The sequence below is a fragment of the Vogesella indigofera genome (genome assembly GCF_028548395.1).
Classification (GTDB): Bacteria; Pseudomonadota; Gammaproteobacteria; order Burkholderiales; family Chromobacteriaceae; genus Vogesella; species Vogesella indigofera_A.
This window is the reverse complement of sequence record NZ_JAQQLA010000005.1, coordinates 60,689-75,778: the sequence shown is the minus strand read 5'-3', so window position 1 is coordinate 75,778 and position 15,090 is coordinate 60,689. Positions and strand designations below refer to the sequence as shown.

Here is a 15,090-nt window from a genome sequence, read left to right as displayed (position 1 = left end):
CTATCACCGCGACGGCCGCATCCAGGATGGGCCGGAGCACACCGGGCGTCCAAGCCTTCAGGCTCCCGATTTCGGCCTCAAGCAGCTGAGTATGGCTTTGCATAGTCGACCTCCCCCACCCGGTTTAGAAGTCCACCGTGGCGGACAGCTGCAGCGTGCGAGGCGCCCCTTGCGAGAGGGTGCTGTAGGAGGCCACGCCCGACCAGTAGTCGCGGTTGAACACGTTCTGAACGCCAGCCCGGAACGTGGTGGGCTTGCCGTCGATCTTGGTGCGATAGCGCGTACCGACGTCGACCTTGGTCCAAGACGGGAGGCTTTGCGTATTGGCCTGGTTGACGTATTGCTTGCCCGTATAGGCCACGCCGCCCGTCAGCGTGAGTCCCGACAGCCACGGCGTATCCCACTCGGCATTCAGGTTCGCCTGCACCGATGGAACGCCAACCGGCTCTTTGCCGCGGGTAGCGCTGCTGTTGGTCTTGGTCAGCTCGGCGTCGAGCAAGGTGACGCCACCAAACAGCCGCACCGACTTCGCCACTTCGCCGGCCACATTGAGTTCCAGACCACGGTTGCGCTGCTCGGCGTCAACCGCGAACACGCCGTTGGTGAGCTGGCCGCTCGGCTTCGTGATCTGGAAAGCGCTCACCGTGGTCATCAGGCCACCGTGATCGATCTTCACCCCGACCTCATACTGCTTCGACTTGTACGGTGCGAACACCTCCCCCGAGTTGGATGCCGTCGCCGGTGCGATGTCTCCCTTGCTCAGCCCTTCGATACGGTTGGCGTAAAGCGAGACCTTTTCCCATGGCTTGAAGACGATGCCGAACAACGGCGTCACCGCACTCTTGTCGTAGGAAGACGTCACGGCGCCGGTAGTCGTGTTGAAGTTGTCCGATTCGACCTGCTGCCGGCGCACGCCGACCATGAGCTGCAGGCGCTCGTCGAGCATGGACAGCGTGTCGGCCAGGGCGACGCCGGACAGCGTGGTTTCGGACACCTTCGGCACCGTCGACGGCGCGCTCACGTTCTGGCTCGGGCTGTCCACCGGCGAGTAGATGTTCGACAGCACGGCCGTGCCGCTCGTGGAACCCCGCGCCAGCTGGTCACGATAGGTGCTGGCCTGCAAGGTAACCGCATGACGTACCGGACCGGTATCGAAGCGGGCACGCGCGCCCGCGTCGGCCGTGAAGCGCTCGATGTCGAACTTGAAGTGCATCGGCGTCGCCGTGGTATCGCCCGCGGCGTTCAGAATCGTCGGCGTCTGATCGGACAGGCGCGACACCTCCGTGTGGGCGGCGCCGACATTGGCAAATAGCGCCAGCTTGTCGCTCAGTTCGTATTCGGTGCGCAACATGGCCGAGCGGTCGCTGATCTTCGACCACGCCCATTGCTGGGTTACGTTGTTCTGCCCGTCCGGCGCCGACGGCACGGCGACACCGGCGGCGACCAGAAACGGCCGCGACGGGGCATCGAACTCCTCCTGCTGGCTGATCAGGTCCAGCGTCGCCTTGAAGCGCTCGCCCTGATAGTCGAGCGACAAGGCCCCGACATCCGCGGTGCGGGACTGCTTGTCCACGGCGGTGTCGCCCTGGTGGTGGCTGCCGTTGAAGCGCACGCCAAACTGCTCATCCGTGCCGAAGCGCCGGCTGACATCGAGATGCCCGCCCCCCTGCGCATCCGACGCGTAGTCGGCGGTGAACCGGGTCAGGTCCTGAACGAGCGCCCGCTTTGGCACCACGTTGATCACGCCGCCGACACCACTGTTTGGCGACATGCCGTACAGCAGCGCGGCCGGCCCCTTGATCACCTCGACCCGTTCGGCGTATTCGGTGAATACCCGGTAGTTGGGGGCTACACCATAGAGCCCATCGAGCGCGACTTCACCCAGATTCCCCTCTCCAATCGGAAAACCCCGGATGAAGAACGAATCGACCACCCCCCCTGTCTGGCTGGCGCGGACGGAAGAGTCCTTGGCCAGCACATCGGCCACCGTTGCCGCCTGCTGGTCCTGTATCGCCTGCGAGGTATAGCTGCTAGTGCTGAACGGCGACTTCATCGCGGCCGCATTACCCAGCATGCCCAAGCGCCCCCCACGGGCAACCTGGCCGCCGGCATAAGGCCGGGAAAGCAGCCTGGACTGGTCCGCGCTAACCTGCACCGCCGGAAGCTCGGCGACTTCTTCGGCGTAGGCATGGCCTGCAAACCCGACCACCAGCATCCCGGAGAAGGCCATGCGCGTGGCAAAAGCCAGCGGCTTGAGCAGGGATGCTGTTGTGGTAACCGAAGCGGCTGAATGGGAAAGAGACAAAGGAGACTGGGGCTGCATGGCGAGCGATTTCCTGTTTTGTTAAGCGATATCTTTAACTGTCGGATGGCTTTTCATGAACAATAACGCAAATGAAAACGATTCGCAACATCAAATGCTTTTCGATTAAAACTGTGCTCAAACAAGATGACTTAATGGTGGGCGTGGCGGCAGAAATCAGTCGCCCACGACGGCGCAGGCGCTGCGACAAGTGCCGGGCAGCAGCAAACCGGCACGAGCCGTGTGCCGGACACTGGATCATTTCCATGCAGGGGAACGGAAGGTTTTGCGGGAGAAATCGTGTGGAGGGTGCGAGTGTGGATAGCGCTAATAGCCAATCGCGCGAGTACGAGCATGCAGTAGAAACAATGCGCCGCCGAAGCCGCCGGATCGACCATTACCGCCAGTGAGACGGCACGAATGCACAACGCGCCCGATGAGACACACGACAAGCAAGCCGTCTCAGGGGCGGCTGGCCGCGCCAGTGCTGGCAACCGCGCTTGCGGCCAACCTTTGCGCGGGCATGGGCAAAACAAAGCGCCGGCAGATGCCAGCGCGGGGAAAGACAGCGTGGCGGCGCACGCTGGCGCCGCCACGGTGATGGCTCAGGCTTACTTGCGCAACTGGCCCAGCGCGCCCTGCAGGTCCTTCAGCACCTCGGCGCCACCGTTGGCCGCAAACTTGTCGAAGGCCGGCTTGGCCTTGTCACGCATGCGCTTCAGTTCGGCGTCGCTGACCATGTTGATCTTCATGCCCTGCTGGGTCAGGAATTTCACGCTGCGCATCGCCTCGGCGCGAGAATCCTTGCGCTCGAAGCTGCGCGACACCACCGCGGCGTCCTGCAGGATCTTCTGCTCGTCGCGGGACAGGCCGTCCCACCACTTCTTGCTGGCGGTCATCACCCACGGGCTGTACACGTGCTTGGTCACCGACAGGTACTTCTGCACTTCGTAGAACTTGCTGGACTGGATGGTGTTGACTGGGTTTTCCTGGCCGTCCACGGCGCGGGTTTCCAGCGCGGTGAACAGCTCGGCGAACGCCAGCGGCACGGCATTGGCGCCGAAGCTGTTGAACATGTCGATGTACACCGGGTTCTGCATCACGCGCAGCTTGATGCCCTGGAAGTCCTCGAAGCGGGTGATCGGCCGCTTGGTGTTGGTCACGTTGCGGAAGCCGTTTTCCCAGTAGGTCAGGCCGACCAGGCCCTTGGCCGGCAGCCGGGCGATCAGTTTCTGCCCGAACGGGCCGTCCAGCACGGTGTCGGCCTCTTTTTCATTCGCAAACAGGAACGGCAGGTCATAGACGCCGAAGTCCTTTTCCACCCCCACCAGCGTGGCGGTGGAGCCGACCATCATTTCCTGCGCGCCGCCGATCAGCGCGTTCTGCATCTGCACGTCGTTGCCGAGGCTGGCGGAGCCGAAGCCCTTCACCTTCAGCTTGCCACCGGAGCGCTTAGCCACTTCGTCGGCAAACAGCTTCACCGCGCGGCCCTGGTTGCTGTCATCCGCCAGACCGTAGCCAAAGCGGATGATGCGCGGCTTGATGTCGGCGGCCAGCGCCTGCGGTGCGGCCAGGGTACCGGCGGTGATCAGGCAGGCCAGCAGCGGTTTGAACATTGTTTTCATGAGTCTCTCCTCGGTTGTGTTGTTACAGCTGTGATCGGGCTGGCTTACGCTCAGCGGAAGAACTGGGCGGGAACGGTGACCACTTCCGGCACCGCTACCAGCAGGCTAAGCAACAGCAGGTAGGTCAGCAGGAACGGCCACACGCCGCGGGTTGCGCTTTCCATCGAAATCTTGGCCACGCCGCACACCACATTGAGCACGGTGCAGACCGGTGGCGTGATCAGGCCGATGGAGCCGACCAGCACGAACATCACGCCAAAGTAGGTGGCGTCGATGCCGGCCTGCTGCACCAGCGGCATCATCACCGGCCCCAGCACCAGAATGGTGGGGGTCAGGTCCATCACGATGCCGACCACCAGCAGCAGCACCATCATGGCGGCCATCAGCAGGCGCGGCTGCTCCATCAACGGCCCCAGCATCTCGGCGATCTGTGCCGGCAGATCGGCCAGCGTGATCATGTACGACGACACCAGCGCGGCGGCGCACAGGAACATCACCGTGGCGGTGGTGCGCGCGGCATGCACGAATACCGGCTGCAACACCGACAGTTTCAGCTCGCGATACACCAGCAGGCTGACCAGCAGCGAATACATCGCCGCCACCACCGCCGCCTCGGTCGGGGTGAAGATGCCGAACTTCAGGCCGCCGATGATGATCACCGGCAGCATCAGCGCCCACACCCCGTCGCGCAGCGCGTAGCGACGCTGTGCCCAGCTCTGCTTCGGTTGCGGCGTGACGTTCATGCCGCGCGACACCAGCAGCCAGGTCAGCACCAGGCCGACGCCCATCAGCAGCCCCGGCACGATGCCGGCGAGGAACAGCGCGGTAATCGAGGTGTTGGTGGTGACGCCAAAGATGATGAACGGCATGCTCGGCGGGATGATCGGCGCGATGATGCCGCCGGACGCGATCAGGCCGGAGGCCCGCTCCACCGGGTAGCCGTGGTCGCGCATCATCGGGATCAGCAGCGTGGCCAGCGCGGCGGTATCGGCAATGGCGGAGCCGGACAGGCTGGCCAGCAAGACCGAGGCGGCGATGGCGACAAAGCCGAGGCCGCCGGGAATGTGGCCGACAAAGGCCACCGCCAGATTGATGATGCGGCGCGAGATGCCGCCGGCGTTCATCAGCTCGCCGGCGAGGATGAAGAACGGCACCGCCATCAGCGGAAAGTTGTCGGCGCCGGACAGCAGGTTCTGCGCCACCAGCTGCGCGTCGAAGAAGTCGAGGTGGAACATCAGCGCGATGCCGGTCAGCATCAGGGCAAAGGCCACCGGCATGCCCAGTGCCATGCAGGCAAACAGCACGGCCAGAAAAATCACGATCGTCATGGTGTATTCCTTACAGGTCCTGGCCGGTGGAATGGGAGTCCGGGCTACCGGGGATTTGTGCGTGCGGGTGGCGGCGGACGATGCGGTAAAGGTTGGCCGCAATCAGCAGCAGCATGGCCACGGCACACAACAGGCCGGCGCCGGCGAACAGCGCCATCGGGAAGGCGAGCACGGTGGAATAGGTTTCCAGCCCGATCAGGGTCTGGCTCCAGCTGCCTTGCAGGAACAGCCACAGCGCATACAGCATCAGCAGATGGCTGAGCACGGCACAGCCGCGGCGCCACGCCGGCGACAGCCGCGCCTGCACCATTTCCACACCGAGGTGCGAGTTCTGCTGCACCGCGAGAATGGCACCGAGAAACACCAGCCACACGAACATCAGCCGCGACACTTCCTCGGCGGCGGCGATGCCGGAATCGAACGCGTAGCGCAGCACCACGTTGCCGAACACCAGCGCCACCATCACCGCCAGTGCCAGCGCCATCAGCCATTCAACAAGCCGTTCGAGACGGGATATGCAGTTATGCATGATTACTCCTCATGACAGTGCAGCCAGCTGCTGCAGGATGTGCCGGACCAGCTCGTCCGGCGGCAGGGTAATGTCGCCGGCAATGGCGCGTTCGTCCGCTGCCGGCGGCTGCAGATCGGCAAACTGGCTGTCGATCAGGCCCAGCGGCATGAAATGGCCCTGCCGCGCCTGCATCCGCGCTTCGATCAGCGCGCGGCTGCCGTGCAGATGCACGAACACGGTGGCGGCCTCGCCCTCGCGCAACAGGTCGCGGTAGCGCCGTTTCAGCGCCGAACAGGACAACACCAGCCCGCGGCCAGCGTGCGCGGCGGCGGCGATCCTGTCGCGCAGCGTCTCCAGCCACAGCTGGCGGTCGGCATCGGTCAGCGGCGTGCCCGCCTCCATCTGCGCCACATTGTTCGGCGGATGAAAGTCGTCGCCTTCGACAAAGCCGGTGTCCAGCGCCGCGGCCAGCCGGCGACCGATCTCGCTCTTGCCGCAACCGCACACGCCCATCACCACAATCATCGGTGCTTTATTCATGTTAGCGTTAACATACTCAGGTGAATGAAAAGCCGCATCGCGCGGCCACTGGTGTCCGGTGCTTGAGCAAAGCGGCACCGGGTGCTAAGGTTGCTCGAAGGTTAGCGCTAACATTCGGCAAGGTAAAGCAGTTTTGATCGTGCAGCGCAACATCGAATCCGGCGATGCAAGCCGCCCTCCCCCTTACAATGGCAGCCCATGAGCGAACGCAAACCCCGCACCGGCCAGAGCCGGACCACCTTGAGCGATGTCGCCGACCATATCGGTGTCAGCGCCATCACCATTTCCCGCGCGCTGAACAAGCCGGAGCTGGTCTCGGAAGCGCTACGCCAGCGCATCGACGACGCCGTGCAGCTGCTGGGCTATGTCCCCAACCGCGCCGCGCGCGCGCTGGCGTCGGCCAAGTCGCACAGCGTGGTGGTGCTGGTGCCGTCGCTGTCCAACACCGTGTTTGTCGACACCCTCGCCGCCATCCACGACACGCTGCACCCGGCCGGCTACCAGATGCTGATCGGCGACACCCGCTACTCGCCGCAGGCCGAAGAAAAGCTGCTGCGCACCTATCTGGAGTACAACCCGGACGGCATCCTGATCACCGGCTTCGACCACACCCCGGCAGCACAGACACTGCTGCAGGCCGCCGCCATTCCCACCGTGCACATGATGGAACTGGCAGAACAGGGCGACAGCCCCTGCGTCGGCTTCTCGCAGTTCGACAGCGGCTACGCCCTCACCCGCTTCCTGCTGGACAAAGGCTATCGCCGCATCGCCTTTCTGGCGGCTCAGCTGGACCCGCGCACCCTCAAGCGCGGCGAGGGCTACCGTGCCGCGCTGCGCGAAGCCGGCCTGTATCAGCCGCATCGCGAACTGGCCGAGGCCAGCCCGTCCTCGGTCGGACTCGGCTCGCGGCTGCTGGATCGCCTGCTGCTGCAGGCGCCGGACTGCGACGCCGTGTTCTGCAACAACGACGATCTGGCGCTGGGGGTGCTGTTCCAGTGCCAGCGCCGCCACATCGCCATTCCGCAGCAGCTGGCGATTGCCGGCTTCAACGGCCTGGACGCCTCGGCGTGGAGCAATCCGTCGCTGACCACGGTCGACACCCCGCGTTACGACATCGGCAAGGCCGCGGCCAGCATGCTGCTGCAGCTGATGGCGGGCAAGGCACCGGCAGCGATCCGGGTCGATCTCGGCTACCAGCTGCTGGCGCGAGACAGCACCTGAGCGGCACGCCTTGCGTTGCGGCCAACGTTGGCCGCAACCGTCACCGGCCCTGACCCCGCCGCCACAGGTAAAGGCCAATCAACGCGCCGGCCATGTCGGCCACCACGTCGCCCGCCTCCGCGCTGCGGGTCAGTGTCAGACTGCCCTGCGCCAGCTCGGACAGCAGCGCCCAGCCCAGGCACAGCCACAAGGTTGGCCGCAACGGCGGCCGCTGGCGAGCGGCGAAGCTGCGCGCCAGCAGCCACGCCCACACCGCGAACAGCAGCGCGTGGCCCAGCTTGTCGAAATGGGGAATCGCCGACGGCGCACCCGCCGGCTTCAGCAACAACAGGTAAACGGAAAACAGCCACCAGCTGGCGGCAGCCAGACTGCGGCGTAAGGAAAGCGACAACACGGTCTGCCCCTTGTCTCGATATGCCGCCCGTCAACGCGCGGCCAGAACCGGGCCGGCCTGCCAACGGGCAGACCGGCCCCCTCACCGCCCTAGTGTGCGACGGCGATCATCTGCACCGTGCGCAGCGCGGACAGCTCACGGCCACCGGCGTAGCTGACCGACGACTGCAGGTCTTCCTGCAGCTCGTGCAGCAGGCGGCCGATGCTGCCTTTGTACTCGACCAGTATCTTCTTGCCTTCCACGTTCTTGTACTCGCCCTTGTTGAACTGCGAGGCACTGCCGAAGTATTCCTTGTAGTGCTTGCCGTCGATCTCGACGATCTCGCCCGCCGACTCGTCGTAGCCGGCAAACAGCGAGCCGGCCATCACCATGCTCGCGCCGCAGGCCAGCGCCTTGGCCACGTCGCCGTGCTCGACGATGCCACCGTCCGCGATCACCGGCACCGACACCGCCGCCGCGCAGTCGCGCACGGTGGCCACCATCGGGCGGTGGAAGCCGGTCTTGTTCTTGGTGATGCACACCCGGCCGCCGGCAATGCCGGCCTTGATCGCGTCACAACCCCATTCCTGCAGCTCGCGCGCCGCCTCGGCGGTGGCGATGTTGCCGCCGATCAGGAAGCTGTCCGGGAACTCGCGCTTGATAAAGCGGATCATCTGCTCCGCCTTCACGCACCAGCCGTTGGCGACGTCGAGGGTGATGTACTCCGGACTCAGCCCGGCGGCCTGCAGCGCGGCCAGCTGCTGCAGGGTATCGCCGTTGACGCCGACGCTGATCGAGGCGAACAGGCCCTTGGCCTGCATGTCGCGCACGAAGGCCACGGCGTCGACATTGAAGCGGTGCATGGTGTAGAACCAGTTGCGGCGCGCGAAGTATTCGCAGGTCTCGGCATCGACCACGCTCTTCATGTTGGCCGCGTAGAGCGGCATCACGAAACGGCGCGGGCCGAACTGCACCGAGGTGTCGCACTCCTTGCGGCTGTCGACAACGGTTTTTTTCGGAACGAGATAGACATCGCCGTAATTGAGTTCGGTGTGGATCATCAGCTGTCACTCCATGTGCATTCGGGAAACCATTCGTGGAATGGTGCTGCACCACCGTTCCGGATAGCGGTGCAGATTTCGGGAGCCCCCAAATAAAAAGCGAAAGCCGGGCGGCTTTCGCTTGCAATTTTGCTGCCCTGCGGCGCTGACGGGCGCAGGGCAAACGGTACTGACTCTACGCCGCGCAAAATCGGGGCGTCAAGCGCTAATTGTCGAGCCAGGACAGGATCGGGCGCCACGCCTCGATGTCGCGCCGCACCCGTGCCGGCGGCAGATCGAACAGCGTCAGCCCGGCGCCGGCGGCCTGCACGTAGAACTGGGTGTCCCGGATCCAGCCCAGCACCGGCACCTGGTAGCGAGACAGGAAGCTTTCCAGCTCACGCGCGGAGCGGGTGCGCGGATCGACGCGCATGCCGACCACGCCGACGAAGGTCTTTTCCTTGCGCACCGCCTTCTCCGCCAGCAAGGCGTCAAAGAATTCGCTACTGGCCCACATGTCGAAAGGCGACGGCTGGATCGGCACGATGACGCGATCAACCTTCTTCACCAGTGCGCGCAGCCGCTTGCCGTCCAGCCCGGCCGGGCTGTCGAGGACCACCACCTGGGTGTCCTTCGGCGGTTTGGCCAGGCCCTCGGTCATCTGCCAGCCCTGGATAGGTGGCGCCGCCGGCGGCCGCTGCGCCAGCCAGCTCAGCGACGACTGCTGCTTGTCGATATCGCCCAGCATCACCCTGGTCGACTGCGACGCGTAAAAACCGGCGATATTGGTCGACAGCGTCGACTTGCCGCTGCCGCCCTTTGGATTTGCCACCAGTATCGAATACGCCATAACACCTTTCGCTGTGTTTGCTTGCCGCCCGCGGCGGCGCCACTACCCGCCGGGCATTTTATGATAAAAGACAGCAGGCCACGCGGCTTTACCACCCCACCCGCCCCATAAGGATAAGCACACCATGCCGTACGACGCCATTTTGCTGGACATGGACGGACTGATGATCGACACCGAGCAGCTCTGCGCCCAGGCCTGGCGCGATGCCGCCAGCGAGCTGGGCACCCGCATCGGCGAGGACACCCTGCACCAGCTGGTCGGTCTCAGCCACCAGCACTGCCTGCGCCATCTGCAGCAGCACCCCGAGCTGTCCGCGCACATGCCGGCCCTGGCGCTGCTGAACCGGCAGTACTACCACCGGCAGCTGCAGCACGGCGACATTCCGCTCAAGCCCGGCATCACCGCTCTCCTGGACTGGCTGCGGCAGCAGGCGATCCCCTGTGCCGTCGGCACTGCCACCGAAGGACCGCTGGCACAGCTGAAGCTGCAACGCAGCCAGCTGGCGCCCTATTTCCAGCACGTGGTCAGCGCCAGCGACGTCGCCAACAGCAAGCCGGCACCGGACATCTATCTGGCGGCGGCGGCACGGCTGCAGGTGGAACCGGCGCGCTGCATCGTGCTGGAAGACTCGGTACACGGCGCCAGCGCCGCGCTGGCGGCCAACATGCGGGTGATCATCGTGCCGGACATCGTGCAGCCGCCCGCCTCCATGGCAAAACAGGCCCTGGCAGTATGCAAGGACCTGTTTGCCGCGCGGGCGTTGCTGCAACAGCTGCGGGACGCTTAGCCCTCGTTGGCGTTGATCTGCACCACCAGTTCGCCCAGCACGCGCTCGGCCTGGTCGTTGTCGACCTGGCAGGTGCCGGCGGCTTCGTGGCCGCCGCCGCCGTACTTCAGCATCAGCTCGCCGACGCTGGTGCGGTTGCTGCGGTCGAGGATCGACTTGCCGGTGGCAAACACGGTGTTCTGCTGGTTCAGCCCCCACAGCACGTGGATGGAGATATTGGCCTGCGGGTACAGTGCGTAGATCATGAAGCGGTTGATCGGGTGGATCAGCGTCTCGTTGCGCAGGTCCAGCACCACCACCTTGCCCTCGACGCGGGCGCAGCGCTGGATCTGCGCCTTGGCCTGCGCCTCGTGCTCGAAGTACAGCTCGACCCGCTCGCGCACATCCGGCAGCTGCAGGATCTCGTCGATGGAGTGGTCACGGCAGTACTTGATCAGGTCCATCATCAGCGCGTAGTTGCTGATGCGGAATTCGCGGAAACGGCCAAGGCCGGTACGGGCATCCATCAGGAAGTTGAGCAGCACCCAGCCGCTCGGATCGAGGATCTCGTCGCGCGAAAACTGTGCGGCGTCGGCCTTGTCCACCGCCGCCATCATGTCGTCGGCGATCATCGGGAAGCGCTGCTTGCCGCCGTAGTAGTTGTACACCACGCGCGCGGCGGACGGCGCCGCGGCGTCGATGATGTGGTTCTGCTTGCCGGAGGCGTTGCGCAGGGTTTCGGACAGGTGGTGGTCAAAGGCCAGATGTGCGGCTTCGACGTATGGCAGGTTGGTGGTGATGTCGCGCTCGGTGATGTCGACCTTGCCGTCCTGCATGTCTTTCGGGTGCACGAACTTGATGTCGTTGATCAGCCCGAGCTCGTTGAGCAACACCGCGCAGACCAGACCATCGAAATCACTGCGCGTCACCAGACGAAACTGTCCTGTTGTCATTTCTTTTTCCCTGCCCTGTTTCCATGAATGATGATTCGATCGGGCCGCCTGCCGCCACGATCAATGCTGTTGGCAACTGTACCGCAGTCGGCAAGGGCGTGATAGCCCTGCCAGCTTGTCAGCCACTACCCGGCACCGCATAATCCTGACATATTGCTCCGCCCCCCGGCCTTGCCGCTTGAAATCGCGGCCGTGGCCGCCATTTCAGCAGACACAGCGCAGTGATTCCGGTGCCGGCCAGTGCAGAACCGCGGCCCGCCTTCACCGCCCCCGCAGCAGGTCGGCCACCGGCCAGACCGCTTTTGAGAGACACAGAAAGGCACCATGCTGTACGCAATCACAGGCACCGACGCCCCTAACTCCCTCGACAACCGCCTGGCGGCACGGCCGGAACACCTGGCCCGCTTGCAGGCACTGCAGAACGACGGCCGGCTGCTGCTGGCGGGTCCGTTCCCGGCCATCGACAGCAACGACCCCGGCCCGGCCGGCTTCACCGGCAGCCTGATCGTTGCCGAATTCGACTCGCTGCCCGCGGCCGAGCAATGGGCGAAGGCCGACCCCTATGTCGCCGCCGGCGTCTACGCCAGCGTCAGCGTCAAGCCGTTCCGCAAAGTGCTGCCGGCATGAGCGCCATCATCGAAACCATGCGCCAGCGTCTGGCGGCACTGGCGCCGGAGCACCTCGACATCGAGGACGACAGCGCCTCCCATGCCGGCCACGCCGGCGCCAAGAGCGGCGGCCACTACAATGTGCTGATCGTCAGCGCCTGTTTCAGCGGCAAGTCGCGCATCGAGCGGCAACGGATGGTGTACGATGCGCTCGGCGACTTGATGCAGCAGGGCATTCACGCCCTGGCACTCAAAACCCTTACTCCGGACGATCTCTGAAATCCACTCCATGAAGAAATCACTCACTATCGCGGCCCTGTTGCTGGCTGCCGTCGGCAGCACCCCAAGCCTGGCCGCACCGGTGGCCACCGTCAACGGCAGCGCCATCGACAGCAGCACCCTGGACCAGGCGGTGAAGCAGGTTATCGGCAGCAGCAATGGCCAGCTAAAAGACAGCCCGGCGCTGCGCGAAGAAGTGCGCCAGCGACTGATCAACCGCGAACTGATCGTGCAGGCGGCCACCAAGGCCGGCCTCGACAAGAAGCCGGAATTCCAGCAACAGCTGACCGAGGCACGCACCGAACTGCTGCAGCAGGCATTCTTCAAGCAGAGCATCAGCACCAGCCCGGTGTCGGACAGCGCGCTGAAGGCGGCCTACCAGCAGTACAGCGAGCGCTTTAACGGCGTGAAGGAAGTGAAAGTCCGCCAGATCATCGTCAACAGCGAAGCCGACGCCAACAGCGTGCTGGCCGAGCTGAAAAAAGGCGCCAAGTTCGAAACCCTGGCCGCCAGCAAGTCCACCCACCAGCCTAGCCGCGAACGCGGTGGAGACCTGGGCTGGGGAAATCTGGCGTCGATGGAACCGCCACTGGCCGCCGCGCTCCAAGCCATTCCCAAAGGCAAGTTCAGCGCCCAGCCGCTGCGCTCCGGCCTTGGCTGGCACCTGTTCAAGGTAGAGGACATCCGCGACGCGAAGCCGCTGCCTTTTGATACCGTCAAGCCGCAGATCGCCCGCGACCTGCAGGACAAAGCGATTAGTGACGCGATCGGCGAATTGCGTCAGAAAGCCAACATTCAATAACCACTGGAAACCCCGATGAACTTCCCTTTGAAAAAAACCCTGATTGCCGTCAGCCTGCTGACCGCCACTGCTTGCGCGTTCGCCACTTCGGTCAATGGCGTTGCCATCAGCCAGCAGCGTATTGATGCCATCACCCGCATGATGGAAGCGCAAGGCCAGAAATCGACGCCGGAAATGGCGCAAATGGTCAAGGACCAGCTGATCACCGCTGAAATCCTGCGTCAGGAAGCCGTGAAGAAGGGCCTCGACAAGTCCGCCGACTACCTCGCCGAAATCGAGAACGCCAAGGCGATGGCCCTGGCCAACCGCCTGATCAAGGAACACCTGCGCACCAACCCGGTGACCGACGCCCAGGCCCGTGCCGAGTACGACAAGGTGAAGGCCGAGTTCCCGGAGCGCAAGAGCTTTGACGCCAGCCACATCCTGGTGAAGACCGAAGCCGAAGCCAAGGCCGTGATCGAAGCGCTGAAAAAAGGCAAGCCGTTCGCGCAGCTGGCCAAGGAAAAATCGCTGGATCCGGGCTCCAAGGACAACGGCGGCAATCTGGGCTGGAACGAGCCAGGCACTTTCGTGGCACCGTTCTCCGAGGCGATGGTGAAGCTGGCCAAGGGCCAGGTCACCGCCACCCCGGTGAAGACCGATTTCGGTTTCCACGTCATCAAGCTGAACGACGTGAAAGTAGAAGCGGCACCACCGCTGGAAACCCTGCGTCCGCAACTGGAGCAGCGCATCCAGTCGCAGCGCATCGAAGCACTGATCAAGTCGCTGAAGGCCAGCGCCAAGGTTCAGTAAGCCAGTGTGCTTCCACCATGAAAAAACCGGCCGCTGGCCGGTTTTTTCATGGCTACGCGAGCAGCATGACGTTCAGTCGTCGTCCTGCTCCGCCCAGCCCGGCTCGCGCTTCTCGTTGAAGGCGCGCACGCCTTCCAGCTGTTCCGCACTGCCGATCAGCGCCAGGAACGCCGCCTTTTCCGCCGCCAGCTGTGCGGCCAACGTTTGTGCCGGACTGGCCTCGATCAGCCGCCGTGCGGCGTGGATCGCCTGCGGCGACTGCTCGCGCACCCGCGCCGCCAGGCTCAGCGCCACAATCTTGGCCAGCCCGCTTTCCACCACCTCTTCCACCAGCCCGATGGCCAGCGCCTTGTCGGCGGTGACGAACTCGCCGCCGAGGATGAGGCGTTTCGCCCACGGCACGCCGACGCGGTCGGTCAGCGCCTTGGTACCGCCGGCACAGGGAATCAGCCCGACGCGCGCCTCCGGCAATCCGAGGCTGGCACCGCGCTCGGCCACGATGTAGTCGCAGGCCAGCGCGCACTCCAGCCCGCCGCCCAGCGCGAAACCGTTCACCGCCGCCACCGTCACGCCGGGATAGTGGCGCACCGCGTCAAACGCCAGCGCAAAGGCGTCCGCCACCTTGCCGGCGTGCGCGGCCGCACCGTCGCCAAACAGCGCGAGATCGGCACCGGCCGAGAAGTAGCGCTCACCAGCGCCGGTCAGCACCACCGCGCGGATGGCGGCGTCGGCCGCCAGCGCGTCCATCGCCCGGGCCAGCTCCTGCAACGACTCTATCGTCCACACATTGGCCGGCGGGTTGTTGATCGTGACAATTGCTGATTGCCCAAGACGTTCGACAATGATTTTTTGTGTCATGTGGCACTCCTCCAGCCTCGACAAAGCCCAGCTGAAGCACAATATTCAACAGCGTTATTCACTGTGGATTCACCGAAAAAAATGGCTACCTTGTGAGCATTGACGCGGGTTTGCTAGCTTTAACCATGGACTATGTTGCTGATTTTGCAAGTTTCGCCCCGCCGGGCAAACGGTGGCGCAATTTGCTGCCAGCCATTCAATAAACAGCGTTTACAAATGGCCGACCGCGACAAGTTCCGCGC

Annotated in this window: 16 protein-coding genes; 6 read left to right on the top strand and 10 right to left on the bottom strand. The window is 64.4% G+C overall.

From position 1 onward, the window contains the following. Positions 1-124: 124 nt before the first annotated feature. From PQU89_RS10960 to PQU89_RS10940, 5 genes are all read right to left on the bottom strand, one after another. On the bottom strand, positions 125-2,323 hold the full coding sequence (locus tag PQU89_RS10960; RefSeq protein ID WP_272765859.1) for a TonB-dependent receptor: 2,199 nt from the start codon (positions 2,321-2,323) through the stop codon (positions 125-127). A 590-nt stretch (positions 2,324-2,913) separates the two neighbouring features. Next, a complete protein-coding gene (locus PQU89_RS10955) occupies positions 2,914-3,927 on the bottom strand; it encodes a TRAP transporter substrate-binding protein (protein ID WP_272765858.1) in 1,014 nt (337 codons plus the stop codon). 50 nt (positions 3,928-3,977) lie between these two features. Further along, positions 3,978-5,255 (bottom strand): TRAP transporter large permease, encoded by a 1,278-nt coding sequence (locus PQU89_RS10950; protein WP_272765857.1) that lies wholly within the window; start codon positions 5,253-5,255, stop codon positions 3,978-3,980. 10 nt (positions 5,256-5,265) lie between these two features. Further along, entirely contained in the window at positions 5,266-5,784 is a 519-nt protein-coding gene (locus PQU89_RS10945; protein WP_272765856.1) for a TRAP transporter small permease, read from the bottom strand. 9 nt (positions 5,785-5,793) lie between these two features. Then, positions 5,794-6,306 carry a gluconokinase gene (locus PQU89_RS10940; RefSeq protein ID WP_272765855.1) on the bottom strand — a complete coding sequence of 171 codons (513 nt, stop codon included), beginning with the start codon at positions 6,304-6,306 and terminating at the stop codon, positions 5,794-5,796. A gap of 198 nt (positions 6,307-6,504) precedes the next feature. Between PQU89_RS10940 and gntR the strand changes: the two genes are divergently transcribed. After that, a complete protein-coding gene (gntR, locus tag PQU89_RS10935; protein WP_272765854.1) occupies positions 6,505-7,527 on the top strand; it encodes an HTH-type transcriptional regulator GntR in 1,023 nt (340 codons plus the stop codon). A gap of 40 nt (positions 7,528-7,567) precedes the next feature. On the opposite strand, the gene PQU89_RS10930 is transcribed toward gntR, so the two are convergent. The 3 genes from PQU89_RS10930 to PQU89_RS10920 all read right to left on the bottom strand — a co-directional run bounded on the left by PQU89_RS10930 (position 7,568) and on the right by PQU89_RS10920 (position 9,772). Continuing rightward, complete coding sequence (locus PQU89_RS10930; protein WP_272765853.1) at positions 7,568-7,921, bottom strand: VanZ family protein; 354 nt, start codon at positions 7,919-7,921, stop codon at positions 7,568-7,570. An 89-nt stretch (positions 7,922-8,010) separates the two neighbouring features. Then, positions 8,011-8,961 carry a GMP reductase gene (locus tag PQU89_RS10925; RefSeq protein WP_272765852.1) on the bottom strand — a complete coding sequence of 317 codons (951 nt, stop codon included), beginning with the start codon at positions 8,959-8,961 and terminating at the stop codon, positions 8,011-8,013. A 205-nt stretch (positions 8,962-9,166) separates the two neighbouring features. Beyond that, positions 9,167-9,772, bottom strand: a complete 606-nt coding sequence (locus tag PQU89_RS10920) for a nucleotide-binding protein (protein ID WP_272765851.1) — start codon at positions 9,770-9,772, stop codon at positions 9,167-9,169. A gap of 142 nt (positions 9,773-9,914) precedes the next feature. On the opposite strand from PQU89_RS10920, the gene PQU89_RS10915 reads away from it, so the two are divergent. After that, complete coding sequence (locus PQU89_RS10915; protein ID WP_272765850.1) at positions 9,915-10,577, top strand: HAD family hydrolase; 663 nt, start codon at positions 9,915-9,917, stop codon at positions 10,575-10,577. On the opposite strand, the gene PQU89_RS10910 is transcribed toward PQU89_RS10915, so the two are convergent. Then, complete coding sequence (locus tag PQU89_RS10910) at positions 10,574-11,509, bottom strand: exopolyphosphatase (protein ID WP_272765849.1); 936 nt, start codon at positions 11,507-11,509, stop codon at positions 10,574-10,576. The two genes, PQU89_RS10915 and PQU89_RS10910, sit on opposite strands and share 4 nt — an antisense overlap. Before the next feature lie 324 nt (positions 11,510-11,833). Between PQU89_RS10910 and PQU89_RS10905 the strand changes: the two genes are divergently transcribed. From PQU89_RS10905 to PQU89_RS10890, 4 genes are read left to right on the top strand one after another with little or no spacing between them, the layout of a single operon-like run. Beyond that, entirely contained in the window at positions 11,834-12,136 is a 303-nt protein-coding gene (locus PQU89_RS10905) for a YciI family protein (protein WP_272765848.1), read from the top strand. Then, positions 12,133-12,396 carry a BolA family protein gene (locus tag PQU89_RS10900; RefSeq protein ID WP_189352417.1) on the top strand — a complete coding sequence of 88 codons (264 nt, stop codon included), beginning with the start codon at positions 12,133-12,135 and terminating at the stop codon, positions 12,394-12,396. Before PQU89_RS10905 ends, PQU89_RS10900 begins: the two co-directional genes overlap by 4 nt. A gap of 10 nt (positions 12,397-12,406) precedes the next feature. Next, complete coding sequence (locus PQU89_RS10895) at positions 12,407-13,198, top strand: peptidylprolyl isomerase (protein WP_120809567.1); 792 nt, start codon at positions 12,407-12,409, stop codon at positions 13,196-13,198. A 15-nt stretch (positions 13,199-13,213) separates the two neighbouring features. Continuing rightward, positions 13,214-13,990, top strand: a complete 777-nt coding sequence (locus PQU89_RS10890) for a peptidylprolyl isomerase (protein WP_272765847.1) — start codon at positions 13,214-13,216, stop codon at positions 13,988-13,990. Between the two features lie 72 nt (positions 13,991-14,062). On the opposite strand, the gene PQU89_RS10885 is transcribed toward PQU89_RS10890, so the two are convergent. Continuing rightward, positions 14,063-14,848 (bottom strand): enoyl-CoA hydratase, encoded by a 786-nt coding sequence (locus PQU89_RS10885; protein ID WP_272765846.1) that lies wholly within the window; start codon positions 14,846-14,848, stop codon positions 14,063-14,065. Between the last annotated feature and the right edge of the window lie 242 nt (positions 14,849-15,090).

What these genes read in the sequence shown, in the direction of transcription:
- PQU89_RS10960 (WP_272765859.1), bottom strand. Translation starts at nt 2,323, where the DNA reads ATGCAGCCCCAGTCTCCTTTGTCTCTTTCCCATTCAGCCGCTTCGGTT.
- PQU89_RS10955 (WP_272765858.1), bottom strand. Translation starts at nt 3,927, where the DNA reads ATGAAAACAATGTTCAAACCGCTGCTGGCCTGCCTGATCACCGCCGGT.
- PQU89_RS10950 (WP_272765857.1), bottom strand. Translation starts at nt 5,255, where the DNA reads ATGACGATCGTGATTTTTCTGGCCGTGCTGTTTGCCTGCATGGCACTG.
- PQU89_RS10945 (WP_272765856.1), bottom strand. Translation starts at nt 5,784, where the DNA reads ATGCATAACTGCATATCCCGTCTCGAACGGCTTGTTGAATGGCTGATG.
- PQU89_RS10940 (WP_272765855.1), bottom strand. Translation starts at nt 6,306, where the DNA reads ATGAATAAAGCACCGATGATTGTGGTGATGGGCGTGTGCGGTTGCGGC.
- gntR (WP_272765854.1), top strand. Translation starts at nt 6,505, where the DNA reads ATGAGCGAACGCAAACCCCGCACCGGCCAGAGCCGGACCACCTTGAGC.
- PQU89_RS10925 (WP_272765852.1), bottom strand. Translation starts at nt 8,961, where the DNA reads ATGATCCACACCGAACTCAATTACGGCGATGTCTATCTCGTTCCGAAA.
- PQU89_RS10915 (WP_272765850.1), top strand. Translation starts at nt 9,915, where the DNA reads ATGCCGTACGACGCCATTTTGCTGGACATGGACGGACTGATGATCGAC.
- PQU89_RS10910 (WP_272765849.1), bottom strand. Translation starts at nt 11,509, where the DNA reads ATGACAACAGGACAGTTTCGTCTGGTGACGCGCAGTGATTTCGATGGT.
- PQU89_RS10905 (WP_272765848.1), top strand. Translation starts at nt 11,834, where the DNA reads ATGCTGTACGCAATCACAGGCACCGACGCCCCTAACTCCCTCGACAAC.
- PQU89_RS10900 (WP_189352417.1), top strand. Translation starts at nt 12,133, where the DNA reads ATGAGCGCCATCATCGAAACCATGCGCCAGCGTCTGGCGGCACTGGCG.
- PQU89_RS10895 (WP_120809567.1), top strand. Translation starts at nt 12,407, where the DNA reads ATGAAGAAATCACTCACTATCGCGGCCCTGTTGCTGGCTGCCGTCGGC.
- PQU89_RS10890 (WP_272765847.1), top strand. Translation starts at nt 13,214, where the DNA reads ATGAACTTCCCTTTGAAAAAAACCCTGATTGCCGTCAGCCTGCTGACC.
- PQU89_RS10885 (WP_272765846.1), bottom strand. Translation starts at nt 14,848, where the DNA reads ATGACACAAAAAATCATTGTCGAACGTCTTGGGCAATCAGCAATTGTC.